We start from the raw sequence: 21,787 nt of genomic DNA, 5'->3' as shown, positions 1-21,787 counted from the left end.
CATGCTGGATCGGACGATGGAACGCCGTTGACGGCGGGTACGGTAACGCTCCCCTTCTCCGGGCGAACGAGCCGTGCGTGCACGGCGGGTGAACGTTCGCCGTCCTCCCGGAAAAGCGGGGGAGGTCGGCGGAGGCCGTCACCCGCGGGACCGCCGGCGGTGCAGGACGCCCGTCGCGGCGAGCGCGAGGAGCGCGGCCGCGCCGACGGCGCCGCCCAGCCGGAGGCCCGGCGGCCGGAAGGAGCAGTGGACCGTGTCCGCCCGCCCGTCGAGGGGGACGGCGACGAGCCCCTCGTACGCGCGCGCGGGGCGGAGGTCCGCGTCCCCGGCGGCGCAGCTCCAGCCGGAGATCCGGGGCACGGCGAGGACGGCGACGCCCGTACTGCCCGGCGGGAGTGCGGCGGTGACGGTGTGTCCGGTGGTGCGGACCCGGGTGGCGCCGGTGGCGGTGAGCCGGTCCACGGCGGTGTCGAGCCGGGCGCGGACCAGGCAGCCGACCGGCTCCCGGGGCAGTCGCGCCCTGCCCTCGGGGTCGAGGGCGATCCGCACCTCGCCGGAGGCGGGCACGGTGCCGAGGGCGCCCATGGCCGCGCTGACGGCCGGCGGCTTGCCGTCGAACCTCACGGGCCGCTGCCCCGCGAGGGTGGCCGTGCCCCGGTACTCGGGCGCCCAGAACCAGACTTCGGAGCCGGCCGGGCAGTGGGCGGCGAGGGCGCGGCCGGTGCGGCGGGGGGCGGGCAGCTCGTACACGGAGGCGCCGAGCAGTCGTTCCTGCCGGGCGAAGGCGGAGTCCCCGGAGGGGCCCGCCGGTCGCGCCGAGGGGCGGACGGTGACCAGGGGCGGCACGGGGACGGTGGTGGCGGTGACCGTGGCGCGGGGCGGCGCGTCCTGCCGTACCGGCTCCGCGGGTTCCGAGCGCATCCGGGTGCCGACGGAGAACAGGGCGTCGGTGACGGGGTTGTCGAGGGTGACCGGGTGCCGGCCCTTGGCGTAGGCGCCGAAGCCGAGGGAGACGAGGGTGCGGGAGGTCGTCTCGGAGGTGAGGCTGCTGTAGTGGTCGGCGCCCTGTCCGCCGACGAGCAGGACGTCGTTGCCGCCGGGGACCTCCCCGGGGTCGGTGCGGTGGCGGGGCCAGGCGTCCGCGCGGGCCACCTCGCGCGCCGCGGCCTCGTGCCAGGGGCCGGTCCGGGGCGACCAGGCGACCTCGGCGCGCTGCTGCTCCTCGATCCGCTTCCCGGTGACGGCCGCCTCGCCCGCCTGGGCGGCGACGAGGAGGAGGACGGCGAGGACGGGCAGGAGGCGGGCGGGGCGGGCGGGTGCCTTGAGGGCGGTACGGGCGGAGTCCTGTCGGGCGGTGGCGGTGGAGTTCTCGCGGTTGTCGCCGGTGGGCGCTTCGGGGGCGGTACCGGTGGAGTCCCGGTGGTTGCCGCCGACGGCTCCCGAGGGTTCCCTGCGGGCGGCCGCCAGGGCGAGGAGCGCGGCGATCAGCGCCAGGAGCACGGCCGCGCCGGAGGCCGGGAAGGTCCACCGGTCGATGTCCACGCTCCCCCGGGCCGCCCACGCGAGGCCGCCGAGCAGGGCGCCGCCCGCGAGGAGCGCGGCCGGCCGGGGCACTCCCCCGGCGACCGAGAACCAGGCCGCGATCAGCAGCAGGCCGCACAGGACGAAGGCCTGGCGGTACGGGACGCCGTTGGGCGAGGCGCCCGCGTGCCAGAGCAGATGGGTGGGCTCCCACTGGAGGGAGAGCGTCACCAGGACGACGGCGGCCGTCAGGGCGGCCCGGACGCGCGGGGCGACGGCCCGGTTGAAGGGCAGGGTGAGGGCGAGGAGCAGAGCGGGCGTGCCGATGAAGAGGGCGGGGCTGGCCGTGCTCGCGGTGGCGGGCAGGAACCGGGCGAGGACGTCCGTCCAGGCCGCGGGCGCGAAGGTGACCTCCGGGGTGGGGTCGGCGGTCTTCGTGCCGAGGAAGACGACCGCGACGAGCGGTGCGGCGAGCCCGACGCCGACGAGGACGCTCCGGGCGGCCCGCAGCGCCCCGGCGAGGCGCCGCCGGACGGTGGCGGTCTCCTCGGCGGTGAGCAGCCGGACGGCGAGGACGACGGCCGCGCCGAGGGTCGCCATGTACGCGGTGTAGAAGTTGGCGATCCAGGCGAGGGCGACGACGAGCGGCCCGAGGACGGGGCGGCGGCCGGTGCGGGCCCACTCGCCGACCAGGCAGAGCAGCGGGAAGGCGGCGAGCCCGTCGAGCCACATCGGGACGGTGGAGCCGAAGTTGAAGGTCCAGCCCGAGAGGGCGTACGCGGTGCCGAGCGCGGCGGCGACCGGCCAGGGGCCGGGGCGCAGCCGCAGGAGCAGGGCCGCCATGGCGGCCCCGGCGGCGGTGATCTTGACGGCGGTGACGACGTACAGCGCGAGTTCGATCCGGTCCGCCGGGAAGAACACGACGAGCAGGTCGACGGGGCTGCTCAGGTACGTGCCGACGTCGCCGAGGAAGTTGGCGCCGAAGCCGGAGTTCCAGTTGAGGAAGGCGTCGCCGTGCGTCTCGCCGCGGAGGAAGGAGCGCCAGTAGGCGTGGTACGGCAGGTACTGCTGGCCCAGGTCGACGACGTTCCTGGTCACCGGGCCGAAGGGGTGGCTGCGGGAGAGCGCGGTCGCGAGGCAGAACAGCACGGCGGTGAGGAGGGCGGCGGCGCCCGCGGCCCGCGCCCCCCGCCGGGCCGGGGCGCCGGTCCGGGGCCCGGGTCCCGCGTCCTCGCCGCCCTCGGCCTCGACTTCGTCGAGCACGGTCTCGGCGACGGGGGGCACGCGTCCTCCAGGGGTCGTACGGCGCGGAACGCCCGGAGGTGGGGTCGTCACGCACGGGCCGGACGTCATTACCGCCGAGGCGGGCGACCTTCGAACGATCGACGGGGGATGTCCGGGTACACCCTGGGTGAACTCCCGGTGCGGACCGGCGCCGACCGGTACGGACCGGCGCCGCCTGGTGCCCGGCGCGTCAGGAGACCGGAGTCGGGGCCGGGGCGGGGTCCACTATGTCGTCGACCGTACGGACCACCGTCCCGAACAGGTCGGAGACCGTCGTCAGGCTCGCGGCCGCCAGCGCGTCGGCCGACAGGAGGGTGCCGTCCGGCGCCTCCAGGGGGCGGGTCGCGGTGGCCTCGGCGACGACGGTCGGACGGTGGCCGCGGTTGAAGGCGCCCTGGGCGGTGAACAGGACGCACATGTGGGTCATGAACCCGGCGAGGATCAGGTCGCCGCCGGCGCCGAGGTCCTTCAGGACCTCCTCCAGGTCCGTGGCGTGGAAGGCGTCGGGGAACCGCTTGACGACCACCTTCTCGCCCTCGACCGGGGCGACCTCGTCGCTGATGGCGCCGATCTCGGCCCGGATGTCGTACGGGGTGCCCTCGCCGCCGTCGTTGACGACGTGGACGACCGGCGCGCCGGCGGCGCGGGCGGCCGCGAGCAGCCGGGCGCCGGCGGCCACGGCCTCCTCGGCCCCGTCGAGCCGCATGACGCCGGCGCGGTAGGTGTTCTGGAAGTCGATCATGATCAGGGCCGACTCCCCCAGCCGCGGCGGCTCCTGGGGGAGGCCGATCACTTCGCGCAGGGTGGTGGACGCGGTCATGGCGGTTCCTTTCGGTCGGGCGGGACGGCTCCGGCGGGGCCGCCCGCGAACGTTTGCAACGCTAACACAGCTCGTAATCAATGATTACAAGAATGTGGTCACCGCTACGGCCCCGGAGCTCAGGGACGAGGATTCACCCAGGTCCGGCCTGTTAGCGCTGCTACCGTGGGAGCATGTCGACGGCCCGAGAGCGCATCCTGGAAGCGACCGAGGAACTGCTCGCCACCAAGGACGCGCTGGCGATCTCGACCCGGGCCATCTGCGACCGGGCGAAGGTCGGCATGCCCGAGATCTACCGGCAGTTCGGCGACAAGCAGGGGCTGCTCACGGCGGTGGCCGACATCGGCTTCGCGCGCTTCCTCGCCGAGAAGAGGCGGAACCCGCTCACCGACGACCCGGTGGCGGACCTGCGCACGGCCTGGGACAGCCACGTCACGTTCGCGCTGCGCAACCCGTACCTCTACCGCCTGATGTTCACGCCGACGGGCGACGCCAAGCCGCAGGCCATCAAGGAGGCCCAGGCGATCCTGCTGAAGGCCGTGGAGCGCTGCCGCGACGCCGGCCGCCTGCGCATGCCCCCCGAACGGGCCGGCCAGTCGATCCTCTCCGCCAACGTGGGCGTCTGCATGACGGCGCTCTCCTTCCCCGAACTCTTCGGCGAGCCCGACATCTCGCGGGCGGTACGGGACGCCGTGATCGACCGGGTCACCGGAGCCGAGGAGGAGGACACCCGCATCGGCACCGCGACCGTCCTGGCCCAGGCCCTGCTCGGGACGCTGACGGGGACGGCGCCCGTGAACGGCGCCGCACTCGACCGATTGACGGCGTTTCCGGCGGAATGAACCGTTTGCGGGCAGCGGGCCGTGCTCGTCGCCGTCCGGTTCACCCTGGTGCCCGGTCCGGAGTTCGCCGTCGAGGACGACGGTTCGCCACGAGGAGGTCCGCCCGGGCAGCACGAGAGCAGGCGGTAGAGCCGTGCGCCTCCGGCCCGAGGCCCTCGTACGCGGCGTCCGGCTCCGCGCTCGGCCGGGGGTGGTCCACGGTGTACCCGAGCAACCGTACGGCGTCCTCCACCGCCGGCGGCTCGACGGGCACCTCGACCCTCACCACGCCGTCGAGGTCGTGGAGCCGGCCCCGGCTGGTGACGACGACCAGCGGCCCGGCCGGTGTGCTCCTCGACGGCCCGGGTGATCCCGTCCTGTTCGGCCAGGCGGTTCTCGAAGTGCGCCACGGCGGGAGGGATCTGGAAGGGCACCGGAGGAGGAGCCACGCCGTGCAGATGCTGGTGCGGTTCCCCTGTCCGGCGGGCCTGGACGACCAGCGACCGCGGACTGGGACGCACCCGGAAAGCAGAACTTCCGCTCCCCTCCTGCCCCCGGCTCCCCGCCGAAGGCACCTGGCCTGATCGGGCGTTGTGCGGCCACCGTCCCGGATCCCAGACTGACGTGTGCGCACGGGAACACGGGAACGGAACGCTCGGTGAAACGGATCCACTTCACGGCCCAGGACCTCATGCGGACCCGGGTGGCCGCGTCGATCGGTACGGCGGCCGAGACGTTCGACAGCGTGAAGCTGCTGCGGGCCCCCGACGCCGGCCCCGCCTTCCGGCGCTGGCAGGTCGCGGTCCGGGGGCGCCTGGACGAACGGGCGCGGCCCCTCGTCGCGTTGCTGCCGCCCCTGGGCCCCGAGGTCGACGTGCGGAGCCTGGCGGGCGACTCGGCGTGCATCGAGGAGGCGTTGGACCGGCTGCTCGGCGCCCCTCCCGCCCTGCTGCGCGCCGAGTTCGAGAACATCCGCTTCCGTCCCGCGCACCGCACCTGGGCCCGCAACCTGGTGGACGGCGACCGCGAGACGTGGCTCCAGGTCGCCACGGCCCTCCGGGCCTGCCACAGCGTGACCGTCGCCCCGTACTGGGACGGGGTGCGCGCGCATCTGGCCGAGGTCCGCGCCGCGTACGTGAACGCGATGGCCGAGGGCGGGGTCGAGCACCTGCTGAAGAGCCTGTGCGGCCCGGTGCTGCGCTGGCGGCCGCCGGTCCTCGAACTGGAGCATCCGTACGAGGCGGACGTGCACCTGAACGGGCGCGGTCTCGTCATCGCCCCCACGGTGTTCTCCACGCGGCGGGCCGAACTGATGCATCCCGCACTGGATCCGGACGAGGCCCCCGTGCTCGCCGTCCCGACCGTCACCGACGCCGTGGCCTGCGGCACGCTGTGGGACGGCGGCGACGCGTCCACCGGTCAGGCCCTGGAGGAGCTGCTGGGGCGGACCCGCGCCGCCGTCCTGGAGGCGGCGGCGGACGGTCGCAGCACCACCGATCTGGCGCGCCGGCTCGGCATCTCGCCGGCGACCGCGAGCCACCACACCTCGGTGCTCCGCAAGGCCGGCCTGATCACCACCCGGCGCGAGGGCAAGGCGGTCCTCCACACCGTGACGTCGATGGGCATGGCCCTCCTGGAGCCGGGCTCGCGCCTCCTCTGACCGGCCACCGGCCGGGTACGGACCGGTGGTTTCGACGGGGCTCGAAAGCTTGGCCCCCTCACCGGTCCCGAACCTACGGTGGGCCCGCGCCGACCGGCCACGCCACGCATCGACCGGTGTGTCACCGGGTCCGGCCGGCGCGGAGTCGCCGGAGTCGCTCGCGGCGGCACGACGAGAGGAGAAGAGAGATGCGTTCGCATTCCTTCCGCACGGGGGCCCTCGCGCTTCTGGCCGCGGCCGGGTTCCTGGCCACCGGCACCACGGCGGTGGGGGCCCAGCCGGCCGCCCACGCCGGGGCGGGCACCGACGTCGGCGTCCTGCGCACGGCCGACGTGATCCAGACGTTCGCGAACATGGCCACCGGGTCCTGTCTCGACGACAGCCGCCAGTACGGCCTGCGCGGATACGGCTGCAACGGCGGCGTCCACCAGCAGTGGAACGTGCGCGCGTGGAACGACGGCACCCGTCAGCTCCGGAACATCGCGACCAACGAGTGCCTCTACGACAACGGCGTCACGCTCGACACCCGGACCTGCGACTCGTCGCGCGAGCAGAGCTGGTTCCCGCACAAGAGCGGCGACAAGGTGACCCTCCAGAGTCAGGCCACCGGCGAGTGCCTGGACGACAGCGAGTTCGGGCTGCGGACGATCCGGTGCAACGGCGGCCGCAACCAGACCTGGCGCTGAGCCGGGACCTGCTCGGCCGGGGAGGGGAGCCGTCGGACGGGGGTCGGCGGATCCCCTCCCCGGCCGGGCAGGTGCGTCAGGCGTGGTTGACGGGGAGGACGTCCGGGGAGAGGGCGCCCGCGCGGGCCGAGGTCGCGGTCATCCGCTTGCGGTGGTGGCGGCGGCAGAGGACCTCGTAACCGACCTCCTCCGCCGGGCGGTTCACGTCGCCGACCACGACCTGCTCGCCCTCGACCACCATCTCCCCGCCCACGGTACGGGCGTTGTGCGTGGCCCGGGCGCCGCACCAGCACAGGGCCTCGACCTGGAGCTGCTCTATGCGGTCCGCCAGCTCGATCAGCCGCTGCGAGCCGGGGAAGAGCTTCGTGCGGAAGTCGGTGGTGATGCCGAAGGCGAAGACGTCCAGTTCGAGGTCGTCCACGATGCGGGCGAGCTGGTCGATCTGCTCGGGGGCGAGGAACTGCGCCTCGTCCACGATCACGTAGTCGGCCTTGCCGCCCTGGGAGAGCTGGCCGACGAGGTACGCGTACAGGTCCATGCCCCGCGGCGCCTCGACCGCCTCCGTGACCAGGCCGAGCCGGGAGGACAGCTTGCCCGTGCCCGCCCGGTCGTCACGGGTGAAGATCACGCCCTGGAGGCCGCGCGCGTCGCGGTTGTGGGCGATCTGGAGCGCCAGGGTGCTCTTCCCGCAGTCCATGGTTCCGGAGAAGAAGACCAGCTCGGGCATGACGGGGCGGGGACCTTTCGGGGCGTGGAGAAGAGGGGAGGGCGGAGGGGGTCAGAAGCGCACTTCGAGCAGCGGGACGAGCTGCTCGGCGGGGGTCATGGACCCGTGCATGCCGGTCATCGCGGACTCGTGGGGCTCGTTGACGGAGGCCGTGATGGCCACGTCGTCGTGGGCCGCCGCGACGACGTCCCCGATCCGTCCGTACACGCGCTCGTCGATCTCGTCCCCGAACCAGCCGAGGGCGATCGCCTCGTCGCGGCTCGCGACCCAGAACTGCTCGCCGACGACCTCGCGCCAGCAGGTGAGGACGTCCGCCTCGGCGCCGGGCACGGCGTAGACGTGGCGGGCGCGCCCCTCGCCGCCGAGGAGGGCGACGCCGGCGCGCAGCTCCCAGTCCTCGTCGAAGTCGATGCGGTGCTGCTCGTCGAAGGGGATGTCGACCATGCCGTGGTCGGCCGTGACGTACAGGGCCGAGCGGGGCGGCAGTTGCTCGGCGAGCCGCTGCACGAGCCGGTCGACGAACATCAGCTGGCCGCGCCAGGCGTCGGAGTCGATGCCGAAGCGGTGTCCGGCGCCGTCGAGTTCGCTGTAGTACGTGTAGACCAGCGAGCGGTCGCCGGCGGCGAGCTGCTCGGCGGCGAAGTCCATGCGCTCCTCGCCGGAGAGCCGCCCGTGGAACGTTCCGCCGCTGAGCGCGACCTGGGTGAGCGGGGTCTGCTCGAAGATCGGGGAGGACACCTGGGCGGTGTGGACCCCGGCCTCGTGGGCGAGCCCGAAGACGGTGGGGTACGGCTGCCAGGCGCGCGGCGCGGTCCACGGCTTCCAGCGGAGCTGGTTCATCAGCTCGCCGGTGTCGGGGTTGCGCACGGTGTAGCCGGGCAGCCCGTGGGTGCCGGGGTAGCGGCCGGTGCCGACGGAGGCGAGCGAGGTCGCGGTGGTGGCGGGGAAGCCGGCGGTGACCGGGCGGCCCGTGCCGCCCCGCGAGGAGCCGAGGAGCGAGGTCAGGTAGGGCGCCTCGTCCGGGTGGTCCTTGATCTGCTCCCAGCCGAGCCCGTCGATCAGGAAGACGCAGTTCCGGTCGGCCGGGGCGAGTTCGGCGATCCGGGGGGTGAAGCCGGGCACCCCCTGGCCCGCGACGAGCGTCGGGAGGAGGTCGCCGAGGGAGCCGGTGGCGTACTCGGGCACCGGCGCGGTCTCCGGGGCGAGCGGGACCGGGTCGTCGGGCCAGCCCTGGGACACCGCGGTGGGCTGCGCCATCAGCGGGCGGGGGCGGCGGTGGCCGCGGTGGCTTCGGAGAGCGCCTGGGCGAAGGCGAGGGTCTGCCGGACGGTGTCCGGACCGTCCCCGGCCTCGCTCACCCGCAGGCTGAGGTCGTCGGCGGTGGAGTTGCCCGTGTAGCCGTGGTCGGCGTCGCAGTTGGCGTCGCCGCAGGCGGCGGGCTCCAGGTCGATGCGGGAGACGGCGCCCCAGCCGATGGTGAGGACCACCTCGCGGGGCAGGGTGCCCGGCGTGTACGACTCGGGGTTGGCGACCACGCGGCTGACGACGACCGACGAGATCCGGTCGAGCTTCACGGACTCGGTGGAGGTCGTGGCGTACGGGGTCGGGGAGCTGGTGTCGGCGGCCTGCTCGTCGGTGTGGCTGACGATGAAGCGGTTCGGCGTCAGGACGAGGACGGTGACGTGGCGGCGGACCTCGTTCGCGTCGAAGGTGGTCTCCTGGTGCACCACGTACGACGCGACGGCCTCGCCGCCGACGGCGGCCTCCACCGCCTCGGCCACGAGGGCCGGGTAGTAGCCGCTGCGCTCGATCGCCGCGCGCAGCCCCTGGGTCGTCGTACCGGTCTTCGCCATGGACTCCATCCTAAGCCCCGGGTAAGGACGGCTCGGCCGGTTGCGGGGACGGCGGGGTCGCGGGGGAGCGCGGGGGCTGTGACATAGGACTCCCCGCGTCAGTAGTTCGGCAGGCTGCGCGGGCCGAGGTCCGTGCGGGGCGGGGGCGGGGCCAGGCGGACGGTCGCGCCGAGGACGGAGAGGCCGCGGGGTGCGACGACCACCGGTTCCAGGGAGACGGCGACCACCTCGGGGTGGTCGTCGACGAGCCGGGAGACCCGGAGGAGGAGTTCCTCCAGGGCCGGGGTGTCGACGGGGGCGGAGCCGCGCCAGCCGAAGAGCAGCGGGGTGGTCCGGAGGGAGCGGACGAGTTCCGCCGCGTCCCGGTCGGTGGCCGGGACCAGCCGGTGGGCGGTGTCGCCGAGGAGTTCGGAGGCCGCGCCCGAGAGGCCGAAGGAGAGGACGGCGCCGACGGCCGGGTCGATGGCGGAGCGGACGACGGTGTCGACGCCCCGGGGCACCATCGCCTGGACGACCGGCTGGAGCTCCTCGGGCTTGCCGAGGACCTCGGTCAGCTCGGCGTAGGCCGTGCGGAGCTGTTCCTCGGTGGCCAGGTCGAGCCGGACCCCGCCGAGGTCGGGGCGGTGGCGCAGGTGCGGGGCGGTGGTCTTGAGGGCGACGGGGTAGCCGAGCCGGGCGGCGGCCGCGACGGCGGCGTCGGGCGTGGGAGCGGGCAGGGTCGGCAGGACGGTGATCCCGTACCGGGCGAGCAGCTCGCCGGCCTGGTCGGTGCCGAGGGTGGCGCCCCGCGCGTCCGCGCCGCCGAGCACCCGCCGGATCAGGGCGGCGGCCCCGGTCTCGTCTATGTCCTCGTACTCGGGCACCCGCCCGGGGTCGGCCGCCTGCCGCCGCCACTGCCCGTACCGCACGGCCTCGGCCAGCGCCCGCACGGCCCGCTCGGCGGCGGGATAGGCGGGAATGGTGACCGGCCCGGCCTCCCGGACCGGGCCGGGCGGCGCCGGTTCGGTGACGTGTCCGGGTACGGGTACGGAGGGCGCGGGTTCGGCGGCGGGCGGCGCGGTCGCCGGCACGGGGCCGGGTGCGGTGGGCGCGGACGTGGCGGATTCAGGTGCGACGGACCCGGACGTGGCGGATCCAGGTGCGGCAGGACCGGCGGAACGGTTCTCCCCCACGGAGGCGACCGCAACGGGCCCGACCCCCGTACCCGCGCCCCCGGCCGTACCCGTACCGCCCCCGGCCCCCCGCCCCGCCGCAGGCGGCCTCGTGCTCGTCGCCGCCGCCAGGGCCTCCGCGAGGCCGCCCATCTCGACGTGGACGACGACGACCGGCTTCGCCGGGGCGGGGGCGGAGGCGACGGCCTCGCGGAGGGCGGCCGCCAGGACCTCGCCGTCGCCGAACTCGGTGGCGCCGTCCTCGCCGACCCACGGGATCGCGGTCACGACGACCGCGTCGGAGGTCTCGTCCGCGAGGGCCGCCACCAGCGCGTCCCGGAAGTCCGCCGGCACCGCCGCGGTCGTCAGGTCGAGGGGCCGCAGCGGGCGCAGCCCCTCGGTGAGGCAGGCGTCGTACGTGAGGAGGCCGAGCGACTCCGAGTTGCCGAGGATCGCGACCCGGGGCCCGGCGGGGAGCGGCTGGGCGGCGAGGAGCAGCCCGGCGTCCACGAGCTCGGTGACGGTGTCGACGCGGATCACCCCGGCCTGCCGGAGCAGCGCGGAGACCGTGGCGTGCGGGACGCGGGTGACGGGCACCCGGTGGCCGGGCGGGGCGCTGCCGCTGTGCCGGGCGCCCTTGACGACGACGACCGGCTTGACGGCGGCGGTGCGGCGGGCGAGCCGGGTGAACTTCCGGGGGTTGCCGATCGACTCCAGGTAGAGGAGGACGACATCGGTGCCGGGGTCGTCGTACCAGTGCTGGAGGAAGTCGTTGCCGGAGACGTCGGCGCGGTTGCCGGCCGAGATGAAGGAGGAGAGCCCGGCGCCCCGCCGGTGCAGTCCGGCGAGGAGGGCGATCCCGATCGCGCCGGACTGGGTGAAGAGCCCGATCCGCCCGGCGGCCGGCATCTGCGGCGCGAGCGAGGCGTTGAGCCGCACGTCGTCGGCGGTGTTGATGATGCCGAAGGCGTTGGGGCCGATGATCCGCATGCCGTACGAGCGGGCCTGCTGGACGAGCCGGCGCTGCCGTTCGCGGCCCTCCGGCCCGCTCTCGGCGTATCCGGCGGAGAGCACGACGAGGCCCCGCACGCCGTGCTCGCCGCAGTCCGCGACGGCCTCCGGCACCCGTTCGGCGGGGACCGCGACGATCGCCAGGTCCACGGGTTCGCCGATGGCGCCGACGGAGCGGTACGCGGGGACCCCGTCGAGCTCGACCGGTCCGCCGCCGTCGCCACCGGTTGCGGGGAGCGCGGCGTTCACCGCGTACACGCGTCCGGTGAAGCCCGCTCCGAGGAGGTTGCGCAGGACGGTCCGGCCGACGCCGCCGGGTGCGCGGCCGGCGCCGACCACGGCGACGGAGGCGGGGGTGAGCAGCCGCTGTACGGAGCGGGCCTCGGCGCGCTGCTCGCGGGCGCGCTGGACGGCGAGGGACCGGTCGGTGGGTTCGAGGTCGAGGTGGAGCCGGACGGAGCCGTCCTCGAAGCTGCGCTTCTGGGTGTAGCCCGCGTCGGTGAAGACCTTGATCATCTTGGTGTTGGCGGGGAGCACCTCGGCGGCGAAGCGCCGGATGCCCCGCTCGCGGGCCACCGCCGCGATGTGTTCGAGCAGGGCGGAGGCGACGCCCCTCCCCTGGTGCGCGTCCTGGACGAGGAAGGCGACCTCGGCCTCGTCGGCCGGGGCGGAGGCGGGCAGTCCGCGGTCGTCGATGCGGTCGTAGCGGACGGTGGCGATGAACTCGCCGCCGACGGTCGCCGCGAGTCCGACCCGGTCCACGAAGTCGTGGTGGGTGAAGCGGTGCACGTCCTTGGCGGAGAGGCGCGGGTAGGGGGCGAAGAAGCGGTAGTACTTCGACTCGTCCGAGACCTGCTCGTAGAAGCTGACGAGCCGGTCGGCGTCGTCGGTGGTGATGGGTCTGATGCGCGCGGTGCCGCCGTCGCGGAGCACCACGTCCGCCTCCCAGTGGTCGGGGTAGGCGTGCTCCGGTGGCGCCGGCCGTGCCGGCTCCGCCTGCGGTTCCGTCGCTTCCGACTGCTCCGACGCGCTCTGCATGGGGTCAGCCTACGGCCGGGACGCGCCGGGAGCACCGGTCGCGCGGTGGGGGTGCGCGTTGCAAGGTGGGGGGAGCCGAGAGGCGGTCCGGTCCGGGCCGGAGGTCGGCGTGAGCACCTCGCATCCCGTGAGAGACTGGTCTAGACAACCCGCTTGAGACTTGAAGGGCAACACCATGGCTGAGCGCCGCGTCAACGTCGGCTGGGCCGAGGGCCTGCACGCCCGCCCCGCGTCCATCTTCGTCCGTGCCGCCACGGCTTCCGGCGTTCCGGTGACGATCGCCAAGTCCGACGGCACCCCGGTGAACGCCGCCTCCATGCTCGCGGTGCTCGGCCTGGGCGCGCAGGGCGGCGAGGAGATCGTGCTCGCGTCGGACGCCGAGGGCGCCGAGGCCGCGCTGGACCGCCTCGCGAAGCTGGTCGCCGAGGGCCTGGACGAGCTTCCCGAGACCGTCTGACCCCTTTACGCCTCCCGCACTCGAAAGGGTGTGGCCGTCGGAATTCCGACGGCCACATCCTTTCGCCTTTCCGTTCCCACGCCCCCCCGTTTTCGGGCAGCACGAAAAACCCCGCGCAATTCCTATTCTTTGTATACGGTGCGCGTGTTAATTCCGGGCGCTCGTCGTGTTGACGACGTGTTGCGAAACCCTCACACGCCCCCGCTCCGGCCTCTTGAGCCGGTGCAGCGACATCGAGCGCTCCGCGTGCAGCGCGGTGAGGGCCCTCGCCCGTTCGGCGTCGCCGCGCGCCACGGCGTCCACGATCGCGCCGTGCTCGGCCCAGGCCTCCACCGGCCGCTCGGGCTGCTCGACCGCGTACATCCAGGCGATCTTGTGCCGGAGCTGTGTGAGCAGCGCCGTCAGCGGCGGGCTGCCGGAGGCCTGCGCGAGCGTCTCGTGGAACCAGCCGCCGAGCGAGCGCAGGTCCTCGCCCTGACCGCGCCTGGCCCGCTCCTGCCCGAGCCTGACCAGGCCGCGCAGCACCTTGAGGTGGGCGTCGGTGCGCCGCTGCGCGGCCCGGGCGGCCCCCAGCGGTTCGAGCAGCGCCCGCATGTCGAGCAGGTCGGCCGCCTCCTGCTCGGTGGGCTCGGCGACGTGCGCGCCCGCGTGGCGCCGGGTGAGGACGAAGCCCTCGGACTCCAGGGTGCGCAGCGCCTCGCGGACCGGGACGCGGGAGACCCCGTACCGGCGGGCGAGCTGCTCCTCGGTCAGCCGGCTGCCCCGCTCGAAGACGCCGGAGACGATGTCGTCCCGGATCGCCGTGCATACCGAATGCGCGGGAATGCGCATGTCCGACCTCCGCCTTGGTCCGCGCGAGACAATTCGAGCGGCGCCTGTTCTGCGCCTGATCCGCGACTCTATTGCAGCCCGCCGGAATTTCCGATGCCCCCATGGAATCCATGACCGCGTTGTGGCCGACGAAAAGCCCCGGCTCAGTACGAGCCGGGGCTTTTGCGACGCGGAGGGCCCCCGGTGGTCAGGGGCGCGCGGGAGGCCGGGTCAGACGGCGACGCCGCGGGCGCGGAGGTAGGAGATCGGGTTGATGTCGGAGCCGTAGTCGGCGCCCGTGCGGGCCTCGAAGTGGAGGTGCGGCCCGGTCGAGTTGCCGGTCGAGCCCGAGATGCCGATCTGCTGGCCCGGCTCGACGGTCTGGCCGACGTACACCCCGATGGAGGAGAGGTGACCGTACTGGGTGTACGTGCCGTCGTGCATCCGGATGACGATGTTGTTGCCGTACGCGCCGCCCCAGCCGGCCTCGACGACGGTGCCGGAGCCGACGGAGACGACCCGGCTGCCGTAGGCGGCGTGGAAGTCGACGCCGGAGTGGCTGCCGGAGGACCAGAGCGAGCCGCCGGTCTGGTAGCCGGTGGAGACGTACGAGCCGGCGATGGGGAGCTGGAAGGAGTTCAGGCGGCGGCGCTCGGCCTCGCGGGCGGCGCGGGCCCGCTCCTCGCGGATCTCCTTGGCGCGGGCCTCGGCCTTGCGCTTCGCCTCGGCCAGGGCCTTCTGCTCGGCGGCGGCCTCGAAGGCCTCGCGGTCCTGGGCGTCGGCCTGGGCGTTGAGCCGGTCGACGAGGGAGTCCTCGGCGATCACCTTGGTGAGGCCGGTGTCCTCGGGGGAGCGGTTGTCCGTGTCGGCGGCGAGCGCCGGAGAGGCGAGGGTTCCGATGACGCCGGTGGTGGCGAGCGTCGCCGCGCCGGCGATGCCCGCGCTGCGGCGCCCCATCCGGCTCGAACCACGATGCTTCCCGGTGGCACGGGTGAACGCCATGAAGACGTTGTTCCTTTCCTTCCTTCTCGCCTACCGGGTTAGCTGACGGGTTCGGAGCAGGAAGGTCTCCTACGGGCCCCTCCGCACCGGGCGAAGGCGTCCGATTCACCCCAGGGACTGTGGGTCCCCGGCTCCCCAGGCTCGCGCCTGACGGGGACTCGGCGATGACTGTCCGGTGCCGCGGGCGCGGCGGGTGCAACTGGCGAACAGCCGCACCGACGCTATGCGGACCGCCAGTCGATCACCAACCGAACATGGTCTTTTGTAAGGCATGCCACAGGGCAGATGATCACGCTTGCCTCAAATCCGGACAATTCACCGGGGAGTTTCCGTGCGACCCCTGTACGGGACTCGCACGGACGGGCGGAGGGCCCTGACGTTCCGTCACGCCGGGGCCCTCCGTCCGCTCGCTGGTCCGCCCGTCCGGTCGGCAGCGGTGGGCCGCCGGCCGGACAGGGTCCGATCAGCCGGTGACGACGGTCACCTCACCGATGCCGAGCGCCCGCACCGGCTCCGCGATCTGTGCCGCGTCGCCCACCAGGACCGTGACGAGCCGGTCCACCGGGAAGGCGCTGACCACGGCCGCGGTCGCCTCGACGGTGCCGGTCTCGGCCAGGCGCGCGTACAACTGGGCCTGGAAGTCGTCCGGGAGGTGCTGCTCCACCTGGTCGGCGAGCGTCCCGGCGACGGAGGCGGCCGTCTCGTACTTGAGCGGGGCAACCCCCACCAGGTTCTGCACGGCGGTCTCCCGCTCGGCGTCCGTGAGCCCCTCGGCGGCCAGGGTGCGCAGCACCTTCCACAGGTCGTCCAGGGCCGGGCCCGTGTTGGGGGTGTCGACGGAGCCGCTGATGGCGAGCATCGCCGCGCCGTTCCCCTCGGCGTCCGAGCGGAGCACCTGCCCGAAGGCCCGCACGCCGTACGTGTAGCCCTTCTCCTCGCGCAGGACCCGGTCCAGACGCGAGGTCAGGGTGCCGCCGAGGCAGTACGTGCCGAGGACCTGGGCCGGCCAGACGCGGGCGTGCCGGTCGGGGCCGATCCGGCCAATGAGCAGCTGGGTCTGGACGGCGCCGGGACGGTCCACGATGACGACCCGGCCGGTGTCGTCGGCGGTGATCGGCGGCATCGGCAGCGGCTCGCCGGGCTCGCCGGTCCAGGCGCCCAGCGTCTCCGCGAGGACCTTCTCCAGGTCGACGCCGGTCAGGTCGCCGACGACCACGGCGGTGGCCGTGGCGGGCCGCACGTGCGCCTCGTAGAAGGCGCGGACCGCGGCGGCGTCGATCGCCTCGACGGTCTCCTCGGTGCCCTGGCGCGGCCGGGACATCCGGGAGGCGGCCGGGAACAGCTCCTTGGAGAGCTGCTTGGCGGCGCGCCGGGCCGGGCTGGCCGTCTCGTGCGGGATCTCGTCGAGGCGGTTGCGCACCAGGCGCTCGACCTCGGTGTCCAGGAACGCCGGGGCGATCAGGGCCTCGGAGAGCAGCCCGAGCGCCTTGGGCAGCCGGGAGACCGGGACCTCCAGGGAGACCCGTACGCCCGGGTGGTCGGCGTGCGCGTCGAGGGTGGCGCCGCAGCGCTCCAGCTCGGCCGCGAACTCCTCGGCGCTGTGCTTGTCGGTGCCCTCGGAGAGCGCGCGGGCCATGATGGTGGCCACGCCGTCGAGGCCGGCGGGCTCGGCGTCCAGCGGGGCCGGCAGGAAGAGCTCCACGGCGACGACCTGCTGGCCGGGGCGGTGGCTGGTGAGGACGGTCAGACCGTTCTCCAGGGTGCCGCGGTCCGGGGCCGGGAAGGCCCAGGGGCGGGCGGTGCCCGGCGTCGGCTGCGGGTGGAAGTCCATGCTCGTCAAAGACGCGGCAGCGTCGGTCACTGGTCCGCTCCCTCTTCCTCGTCGCTGTCGCTCTCGCTCTGTTCGGTGGCCACCGGCTCGTAGACCAGGACCGCGCGGTTGTCCGGGCGCAGCCGGGCCGCGGCGGCCTCCCGCACCTCCTCGGCCGTGATGTCGAGGACGCGGTCGACGGCGGTGAGGGCGAGCTGCGGGTCGCCGAACAGCACGGCGAACCGGCACAGTTCGTCGGCGCGGCCCGCGACGGTGCCGAGCCGGTCCAGCCACTCGCGCTCCAGCTGGGCCTGCGCGCGCTCCATCTCCTCCGGGGTGGGGCCCTCGGCGGCGAACCGGGCGAGCTCCTCGTCCACGGCGGCCTCGATCTCGGGGACCTCGACGCCGCCGGACGTCTTGACGTCCAGCCAGCCGAGCGAGGGCGCCCCGGCGAGCCGCAGCAGGCCGAAGCCGGCGGCGACGGCCGTGCGGTCCCGGCGGACCAGGCGGTTGTGCAGCCGGGAGGACTCCCCGCCGCCCAGGACCGTCAGGGCCAGGTCGGCGGCGTCGCACTCGCGCGTGCCGTCGTGCGGCAGCCGGTAGGCGGCCATCAGGGCGCGCGCAGGGACCTCCTCCTCGACGACCTCGCGCAGCTGCTCGCCGATGACGTCGGGCAGCGAGCCGTCGCGCGGGGCCGGCTTGCCGTCGTGGCCGGGGATGGAGCCGAAGTACTTCTCGATCCAGGCGAGGGTCTGCTCCGGGTCGATGTCGCCGACGACGGAGAGCACCGCGTTGTTCGGGGCGTAGTACGTGCGGAAGAACTCCCGCGCGTCCTCCAGGGTGGCCGCGTCCAGGTCGGCCATGGAGCCGATCGGCGTGTGGTGGTAGGGGTGCCCCTCCGGGTAGGCGAGGGCGGTCAGCTTCTCGAAGGCCGTGCCGTACGGCACGTTGTCGTAGCGCTGGCGGCGCTCGTTCTTGACGACGTCCCGCTGGTTCTCCATGGACTCGTCGTCCAGGGCGGCGAGCAGCGAGCCCATGCGGTCGGCCTCCAGCCAGAGCGCGAGCTCCAGCTGGTGCGTGGGCATGGTCTCGAAGTAGTTGGTGCGCTCGAAGCTCGTCGTGCCGTTGAGCGAGCCGCCCGCGCCCTGCACCAGCTCGAAGTGCCCGTTGCCGTGGACCTGCTTCGAGCCCTGGAACATCAGGTGCTCGAAGAGGTGGGCGAGCCCCGTGCGGCCCCGGACCTCGTGGCGCGAGCCGACGTCGTACCAGAGGCAGACCGCGGCGACCGGGGTCAGGTGGTCCTCCGAGAGCACCACGCGCAGGCCGTTCGCCAACCGGTGCTCGGTCGCTGTCAGGCCGCCGGAGCCGGCCTCGGCCGTGGCCGTGTGACCCATGGGCATGTACGTCCCTTCGATCGCGATGTGAAAAAGTCCTGCCACTGTATGCAAGCGCGCCGACACCTGGCGAAGTTCCCGTCCCCGCGAGATGTCCCTCTTCCGGGTCGCGGTCGGCGTTGTCGGTGGCACGGTCCACAATGGTCCGCGTCAGATCAACCTTGTTGGTGAAGGAGCCGCAGCCGCGATGGCCCGCCGCAGCACGAAGACACCGCCGCCGGACGACGCGTACGAGGAGAGGATCCTCGACATCGACGTCGTCGACGAGATGCAGGGCTCCTTCCTCGAGTACGCGTACTCGGTGATCTACTCGCGCGCGCTCCCGGACGCCCGCGACGGGATGAAGCCCGTCCAGCGCCGCATCGTCTACCAGATGAACGAGATGGGGCTGCGCCCCGACCGCGGCTTCGTGAAGTGCGCCCGGGTCGTCGGCGAGGTGATGGGCAAGCTGCACCCGCACGGCGACGCGTCGATCTACGACGCGATGGTCCGCATGGCGCAGCCCTTCTCCATGCGCCTCCCGCTCGTCGACGGCCACGGCAACTTCGGCTCCCTCGGCAACGACGACCCGCCGGCCGCCATGCGGTACACCGAGTCGCGGATGGCCCCGGCCGCGCTGCTCATGACCGAGTCCATCGAAGAGGACACGGTCGACTTCGCGCCGAACTACGACGGCCAGGAGCAGGAGCCGGCGGCGCTGCCCGCCGCCTACCCGAACCTGCTGGTCAACGGCGCGTCCGGCATCGCGGTCGGCATGGCGACCAACATGCCCCCGCACAACCTCGGCGAGGTCGTCGCGGCCGCCCGCCACCTGATCCGGCACCCGAACGCCGACCTCGAGACGCTGATGCGCTTCGTGCCGGGACCGGACCTGCCGACCGGCGGCCGGATCGTCGGCCTCTCCGGCATCAAGGACGCGTACGCGTCGGGGCGCGGCTCCTTCAAGATCCGCGCCACCACGACCGTGGAGACCGTCACGGCCCGCCGCAAGGGCATCGTCGTGACCGAGCTGCCGTTCACGGTCGGCCCGGAGAAGGTCATCTCCAAGATCAAGGACCTGGTCGGCTCCAAGAAGCTCCAGGGCATCGCGGACGTCAAGGACCTCACCGACCGCAGCCACGGCCTGCGCCTGGTCATCGAGATCAAGAACGGCTTCGTGCCCGAGGCGGTCCTGGAGCAGCTCTACAAGCTGACGCCGATGGAGGAGTCCTTCGGCATCAACAACGTGGCGCTCGTCGACGGGCAGCCGCTCACCCTCGGCCTCAAGGAGCTCCTGGAGGTCTACCTGGACCACCGCTTCGAGGTGGTCCGCCGCCGCTCCGAGTTCCGCCGCACCAAGAAGCGCGACCGGCTCCACCTGGTCGAGGGCCTGCTGGTGGCCCTGCTCGACATCGACGAGGTCATCCGCCTCATCCGGGAGAGCGAGAACTCGGCGCAGGCCAAGGAGCGCCTGATGGAGCGCTTCTCCCTGAGCGAGATCCAGACGCAGTACATCCTGGACACCCCGCTGCGCCGCCTCACCAAGTTCGACCGGATCGAGCTGGAGGGCGAGCGGGACCGCCTCAACGGCGAGATCGACGAGCTGACCGGGATCCTGGAGTCCGACGCGGAGCTGCGCAAGCTGGTCTCGGCGGAGCTGGCCGCGGTCGCCAAGAAGTTCGGCACCGACCGCCGGACCGTCCTGCTCGAATCGGCCGGCACGCCCGTCGCGGCCACGTCCCTCCAGGTCGCGGACGACCCGTGCCGGGTGCTGCTCTCCTCGACCGGCCTGCTGGCCCGTACGGCGACGGAGGAGCTGCCGCCCACCGACCCGGACGCGAAGCGGGTCAAGCACGACGTGATCGTGTCGGTGGTGGCCGCCACCCAGCGCGGTGACATCGGCGCGGTGACCTCGGCCGGCCGGCTGCTGCGGATCGCGGTGATCGACCTGCCGCAGCTGCCGGACACCGCGGCCGCCCCGAACCTGGCGGGTGGCGCGCCGCTGTCGGAGTTCGTCTCCCTGGAGGCGGACGAGACGGTGGTCTGCCTGACGACCCTCGAAGAGGCCTCGCAGGGGCTCGCCCTCGGCACGCTCCAGGGCGTGGTGAAGCGGGTCGTGCCGGACTACCCGGCGAACAAGGACGAGCTGGAGGTCATCACCCTCAAGGACGGTGACCGGATCGTCGGCGCGACCGAGCTGCGGACGGGCGAGGAGGACCTGGTCTTCATCACCTCCGACGCCCAGCTGCTGCGCTACCCGGCCTCCCAGGTGCGGCCCCAGGGCCGGCCCGCGGGCGGCATGGCGGGCGTCAAGCTGGCCGCGGGCGCCGAGGTCCTCTCGTTCACGGCGGTGGACCCGGCGTCGGACGCGGTGGTCTTCACGGTCGCGGGCTCCACGGGCGCCCTGGACTCCTCCGCCGGTACGTCGGCGAAGCTGACGCCCTTCGACCAGTACCCGCGCAAGGGACGTGCGACCGGCGGCGTCCGCTGCCAGCGCTTCCTGAAGGGCGAGGACGTCCTGATCCTGGCGTGGGCGGGCGCCGTCCCGGCCCGCGCCGCCCAGAAGAACGGCACTCCGGTCGAGCTCCCGGAGATCGACCCCCGCCGCGACGGCTCGGGCACGCCGCTGGCGAAGCCGGTGGAGGTGCTGGCGGGCCCGGCCAGCTAGAGCACCATCAGGAGGAGTCGGAAGAGGCCCTAGAACAGGGTCTCCTCCGGCTCCTCCTCCGTCTGCGGCACGTACCGCAGCAGGCCCCACATGCCGGACTCGTCGGGCACGTCCTGCGGGCCGCTCAGCTCGCAGGCGGCGAGCTCCTTGCGCAGGCCGGCCGCGTCGATGCCGGAGCCGATCAGGACGAGCTGGGTGAGGCGCTCCTCGCCGGCGGGCCAGGGCTCCGGGTAGAAGCGCAGGAAGCGCCCGACGGCGTGCACGGTGTAGCGGTTGGCCGGGTCGGCGGCGCCGAGGTCGATGAACCCCTTGATCCGGTAGAGCCCTTCGGGGCGGGAGTCGAGGAACGCCATCAGGCGGCGCGGGTGGAGCGGCGTCGAGGCCGTCAGCGAGACGGTCTCGTAGGACGCGTGCGCGTGTTCGGCGGCGTCGTCGGAGCCGTACAGGACGTCCTCGATGGACATCTGGCCCTCGATCTCGCCGTCCGGCACGACCCGGTCGAAGAGCAGTTCCGGGTCGACGCGGCCGTGGGAGGCCTCGATCACGGCGGCGCGCCCGGCGAGGCCCGCGACCGTCTCCCGTACGCTCCGCAGCTCGTCGGCGGAGACCCGGTCGGCCTTGTTGACGACCACGAGGTCGGCGACGGCCAGGTGCCGGTCGGTCCCGGGGTGCCGCTGCCGGGTGGCCCCGAACTCGGCCGCGTCGACGACCTCGACGAGCCCTCCGTACACGATCCGCTCGTTCTCGCTGGCGAGGACCATGCGGACCAGTTCCTGCGGCTCCGCGAGTCCGCTCGCCTCGATCACGATCACGTCGAGCCGGGACTCGGGCCGGGTCAGGACCTCCAGGTACTCGTCGAGCTCACTGGCGTCGACGGCGCAGCACAGGCAGCCGTTGCCGAGGGAGACGGTGGAGCCGACCTGGCCGGCGACGGTCATCGCGTCGATGCCGATGTCGCCGAAGTCGTTGACCATGACCCCGATGCGGGTGCCCCGGGCGCTGCGCAGCAGATGGTTGAGGAGCGTGGTCTTCCCGGCCCCGAGGAACCCGGCCAGGACGACGACGGGGATCTGCTGCGTGGTCAAGGGACGTGCC

General features: G+C 73.7%; 16 protein-coding genes and 1 riboswitch. Of the genes, 5 read left to right on the top strand and 11 right to left on the bottom strand.

What is annotated here, in order from left to right:
- Positions 1-138: 138 nt before the first annotated feature.
- On the bottom strand, positions 139-2,805 hold the full coding sequence (locus tag CP977_RS25990) for a YfhO family protein (protein WP_229991762.1): 2,667 nt from the start codon (positions 2,803-2,805) through the stop codon (positions 139-141).
- Between the two features lie 190 nt (positions 2,806-2,995).
- On the bottom strand, positions 2,996-3,625 hold the full coding sequence (locus tag CP977_RS25985) for an isochorismatase family protein (protein WP_152370893.1): 630 nt from the start codon (positions 3,623-3,625) through the stop codon (positions 2,996-2,998).
- A gap of 173 nt (positions 3,626-3,798) precedes the next feature.
- Between CP977_RS25985 and CP977_RS25980 the strand changes: the two genes are divergently transcribed.
- From CP977_RS25980 to CP977_RS25970, 3 genes are all read left to right on the top strand, one after another.
- The gene (locus CP977_RS25980; RefSeq protein ID WP_152370892.1) at positions 3,799-4,467 is read left to right on the top strand and encodes a TetR/AcrR family transcriptional regulator; all 669 of its coding nucleotides are present in this window, start codon (positions 3,799-3,801) and stop codon (positions 4,465-4,467) included.
- A 637-nt stretch (positions 4,468-5,104) separates the two neighbouring features.
- Positions 5,105-6,106 carry an ArsR/SmtB family transcription factor gene (locus tag CP977_RS25975; RefSeq protein ID WP_183953394.1) on the top strand — a complete coding sequence of 334 codons (1,002 nt, stop codon included), beginning with the start codon at positions 5,105-5,107 and terminating at the stop codon, positions 6,104-6,106.
- A gap of 188 nt (positions 6,107-6,294) precedes the next feature.
- The gene (locus CP977_RS25970; RefSeq protein WP_062751839.1) at positions 6,295-6,792 is read left to right on the top strand and encodes an RICIN domain-containing protein; all 498 of its coding nucleotides are present in this window, start codon (positions 6,295-6,297) and stop codon (positions 6,790-6,792) included.
- A 76-nt stretch (positions 6,793-6,868) separates the two neighbouring features.
- Here CP977_RS25970 and CP977_RS25965 read toward each other — a convergent pair whose 3' ends face one another.
- The 4 genes from CP977_RS25965 to CP977_RS25950 all read right to left on the bottom strand — a co-directional run bounded on the left by CP977_RS25965 (position 6,869) and on the right by CP977_RS25950 (position 12,572).
- A complete protein-coding gene (locus tag CP977_RS25965) occupies positions 6,869-7,519 on the bottom strand; it encodes a thymidine kinase (protein ID WP_062751840.1) in 651 nt (216 codons plus the stop codon).
- Between the two features lie 51 nt (positions 7,520-7,570).
- Positions 7,571-8,776, bottom strand: coding sequence for an alkaline phosphatase family protein (locus CP977_RS25960; RefSeq protein WP_152370891.1), 1,206 nt, complete (start codon positions 8,774-8,776; stop codon positions 7,571-7,573).
- Positions 8,776-9,372: a DUF5998 family protein gene (locus tag CP977_RS25955; protein ID WP_062751842.1), complete on the bottom strand. Its 597-nt coding sequence runs from the start codon at positions 9,370-9,372 to the stop codon at positions 8,776-8,778. The genes CP977_RS25960 and CP977_RS25955 overlap by 1 nt, the downstream gene beginning before the upstream one ends.
- A gap of 98 nt (positions 9,373-9,470) precedes the next feature.
- Positions 9,471-12,572 (bottom strand): bifunctional acetate--CoA ligase family protein/GNAT family N-acetyltransferase, encoded by a 3,102-nt coding sequence (locus tag CP977_RS25950; RefSeq protein WP_208421224.1) that lies wholly within the window; start codon positions 12,570-12,572, stop codon positions 9,471-9,473.
- Positions 12,573-12,747: 175 nt separating this feature from the next.
- Here CP977_RS25950 and CP977_RS25940 point away from each other — a divergent pair, with 175 nt between their 5' ends.
- Positions 12,748-13,029 carry an HPr family phosphocarrier protein gene (locus CP977_RS25940; RefSeq protein WP_030222698.1) on the top strand — a complete coding sequence of 94 codons (282 nt, stop codon included), beginning with the start codon at positions 12,748-12,750 and terminating at the stop codon, positions 13,027-13,029.
- A 147-nt stretch (positions 13,030-13,176) separates the two neighbouring features.
- On the opposite strand, the gene CP977_RS25935 is transcribed toward CP977_RS25940, so the two are convergent.
- The 4 genes from CP977_RS25935 to CP977_RS25920 form a co-directional block, all read right to left on the bottom strand.
- On the bottom strand, positions 13,177-13,860 hold the full coding sequence (locus CP977_RS25935) for a GntR family transcriptional regulator (protein ID WP_062751843.1): 684 nt from the start codon (positions 13,858-13,860) through the stop codon (positions 13,177-13,179).
- Positions 13,861-14,070: 210 nt separating this feature from the next.
- Entirely contained in the window at positions 14,071-14,841 is a 771-nt protein-coding gene (locus CP977_RS25930) for a M23 family metallopeptidase (RefSeq protein ID WP_062751844.1), read from the bottom strand.
- A 13-nt stretch (positions 14,842-14,854) separates the two neighbouring features.
- Positions 14,855-15,015: riboswitch (cyclic di-AMP (ydaO/yuaA leader) on the bottom strand.
- A gap of 289 nt (positions 15,016-15,304) precedes the next feature.
- Positions 15,305-16,672 (bottom strand): M16 family metallopeptidase, encoded by a 1,368-nt coding sequence (locus tag CP977_RS25925; RefSeq protein WP_208421363.1) that lies wholly within the window; start codon positions 16,670-16,672, stop codon positions 15,305-15,307.
- 26 nt (positions 16,673-16,698) lie between these two features.
- Positions 16,699-18,051 carry a M16 family metallopeptidase gene (locus CP977_RS25920; protein WP_062751846.1) on the bottom strand — a complete coding sequence of 451 codons (1,353 nt, stop codon included), beginning with the start codon at positions 18,049-18,051 and terminating at the stop codon, positions 16,699-16,701.
- A gap of 181 nt (positions 18,052-18,232) precedes the next feature.
- Here CP977_RS25920 and CP977_RS25915 point away from each other — a divergent pair, with 181 nt between their 5' ends.
- Positions 18,233-20,692: a DNA gyrase/topoisomerase IV subunit A gene (locus CP977_RS25915; protein WP_062751847.1), complete on the top strand. Its 2,460-nt coding sequence runs from the start codon at positions 18,233-18,235 to the stop codon at positions 20,690-20,692.
- Between the two features lie 29 nt (positions 20,693-20,721).
- Here the strand turns inward: CP977_RS25915 and CP977_RS25910 are convergent, their stop codons facing one another.
- Positions 20,722-21,777 (bottom strand): CobW family GTP-binding protein, encoded by a 1,056-nt coding sequence (locus CP977_RS25910; protein WP_152370889.1) that lies wholly within the window; start codon positions 21,775-21,777, stop codon positions 20,722-20,724.
- Positions 21,778-21,787 lie beyond the last annotated feature (10 nt).

It is taken from the genome of Streptomyces cinereoruber (assembly GCF_009299385.1).
GTDB classification, from domain to species: domain Bacteria; phylum Actinomycetota; class Actinomycetes; order Streptomycetales; family Streptomycetaceae; genus Streptomyces; species Streptomyces bikiniensis.
The sequence above is the reverse complement of the archived record's forward strand: the minus strand, read 5'-3'. Positions and strand labels throughout refer to the sequence as shown.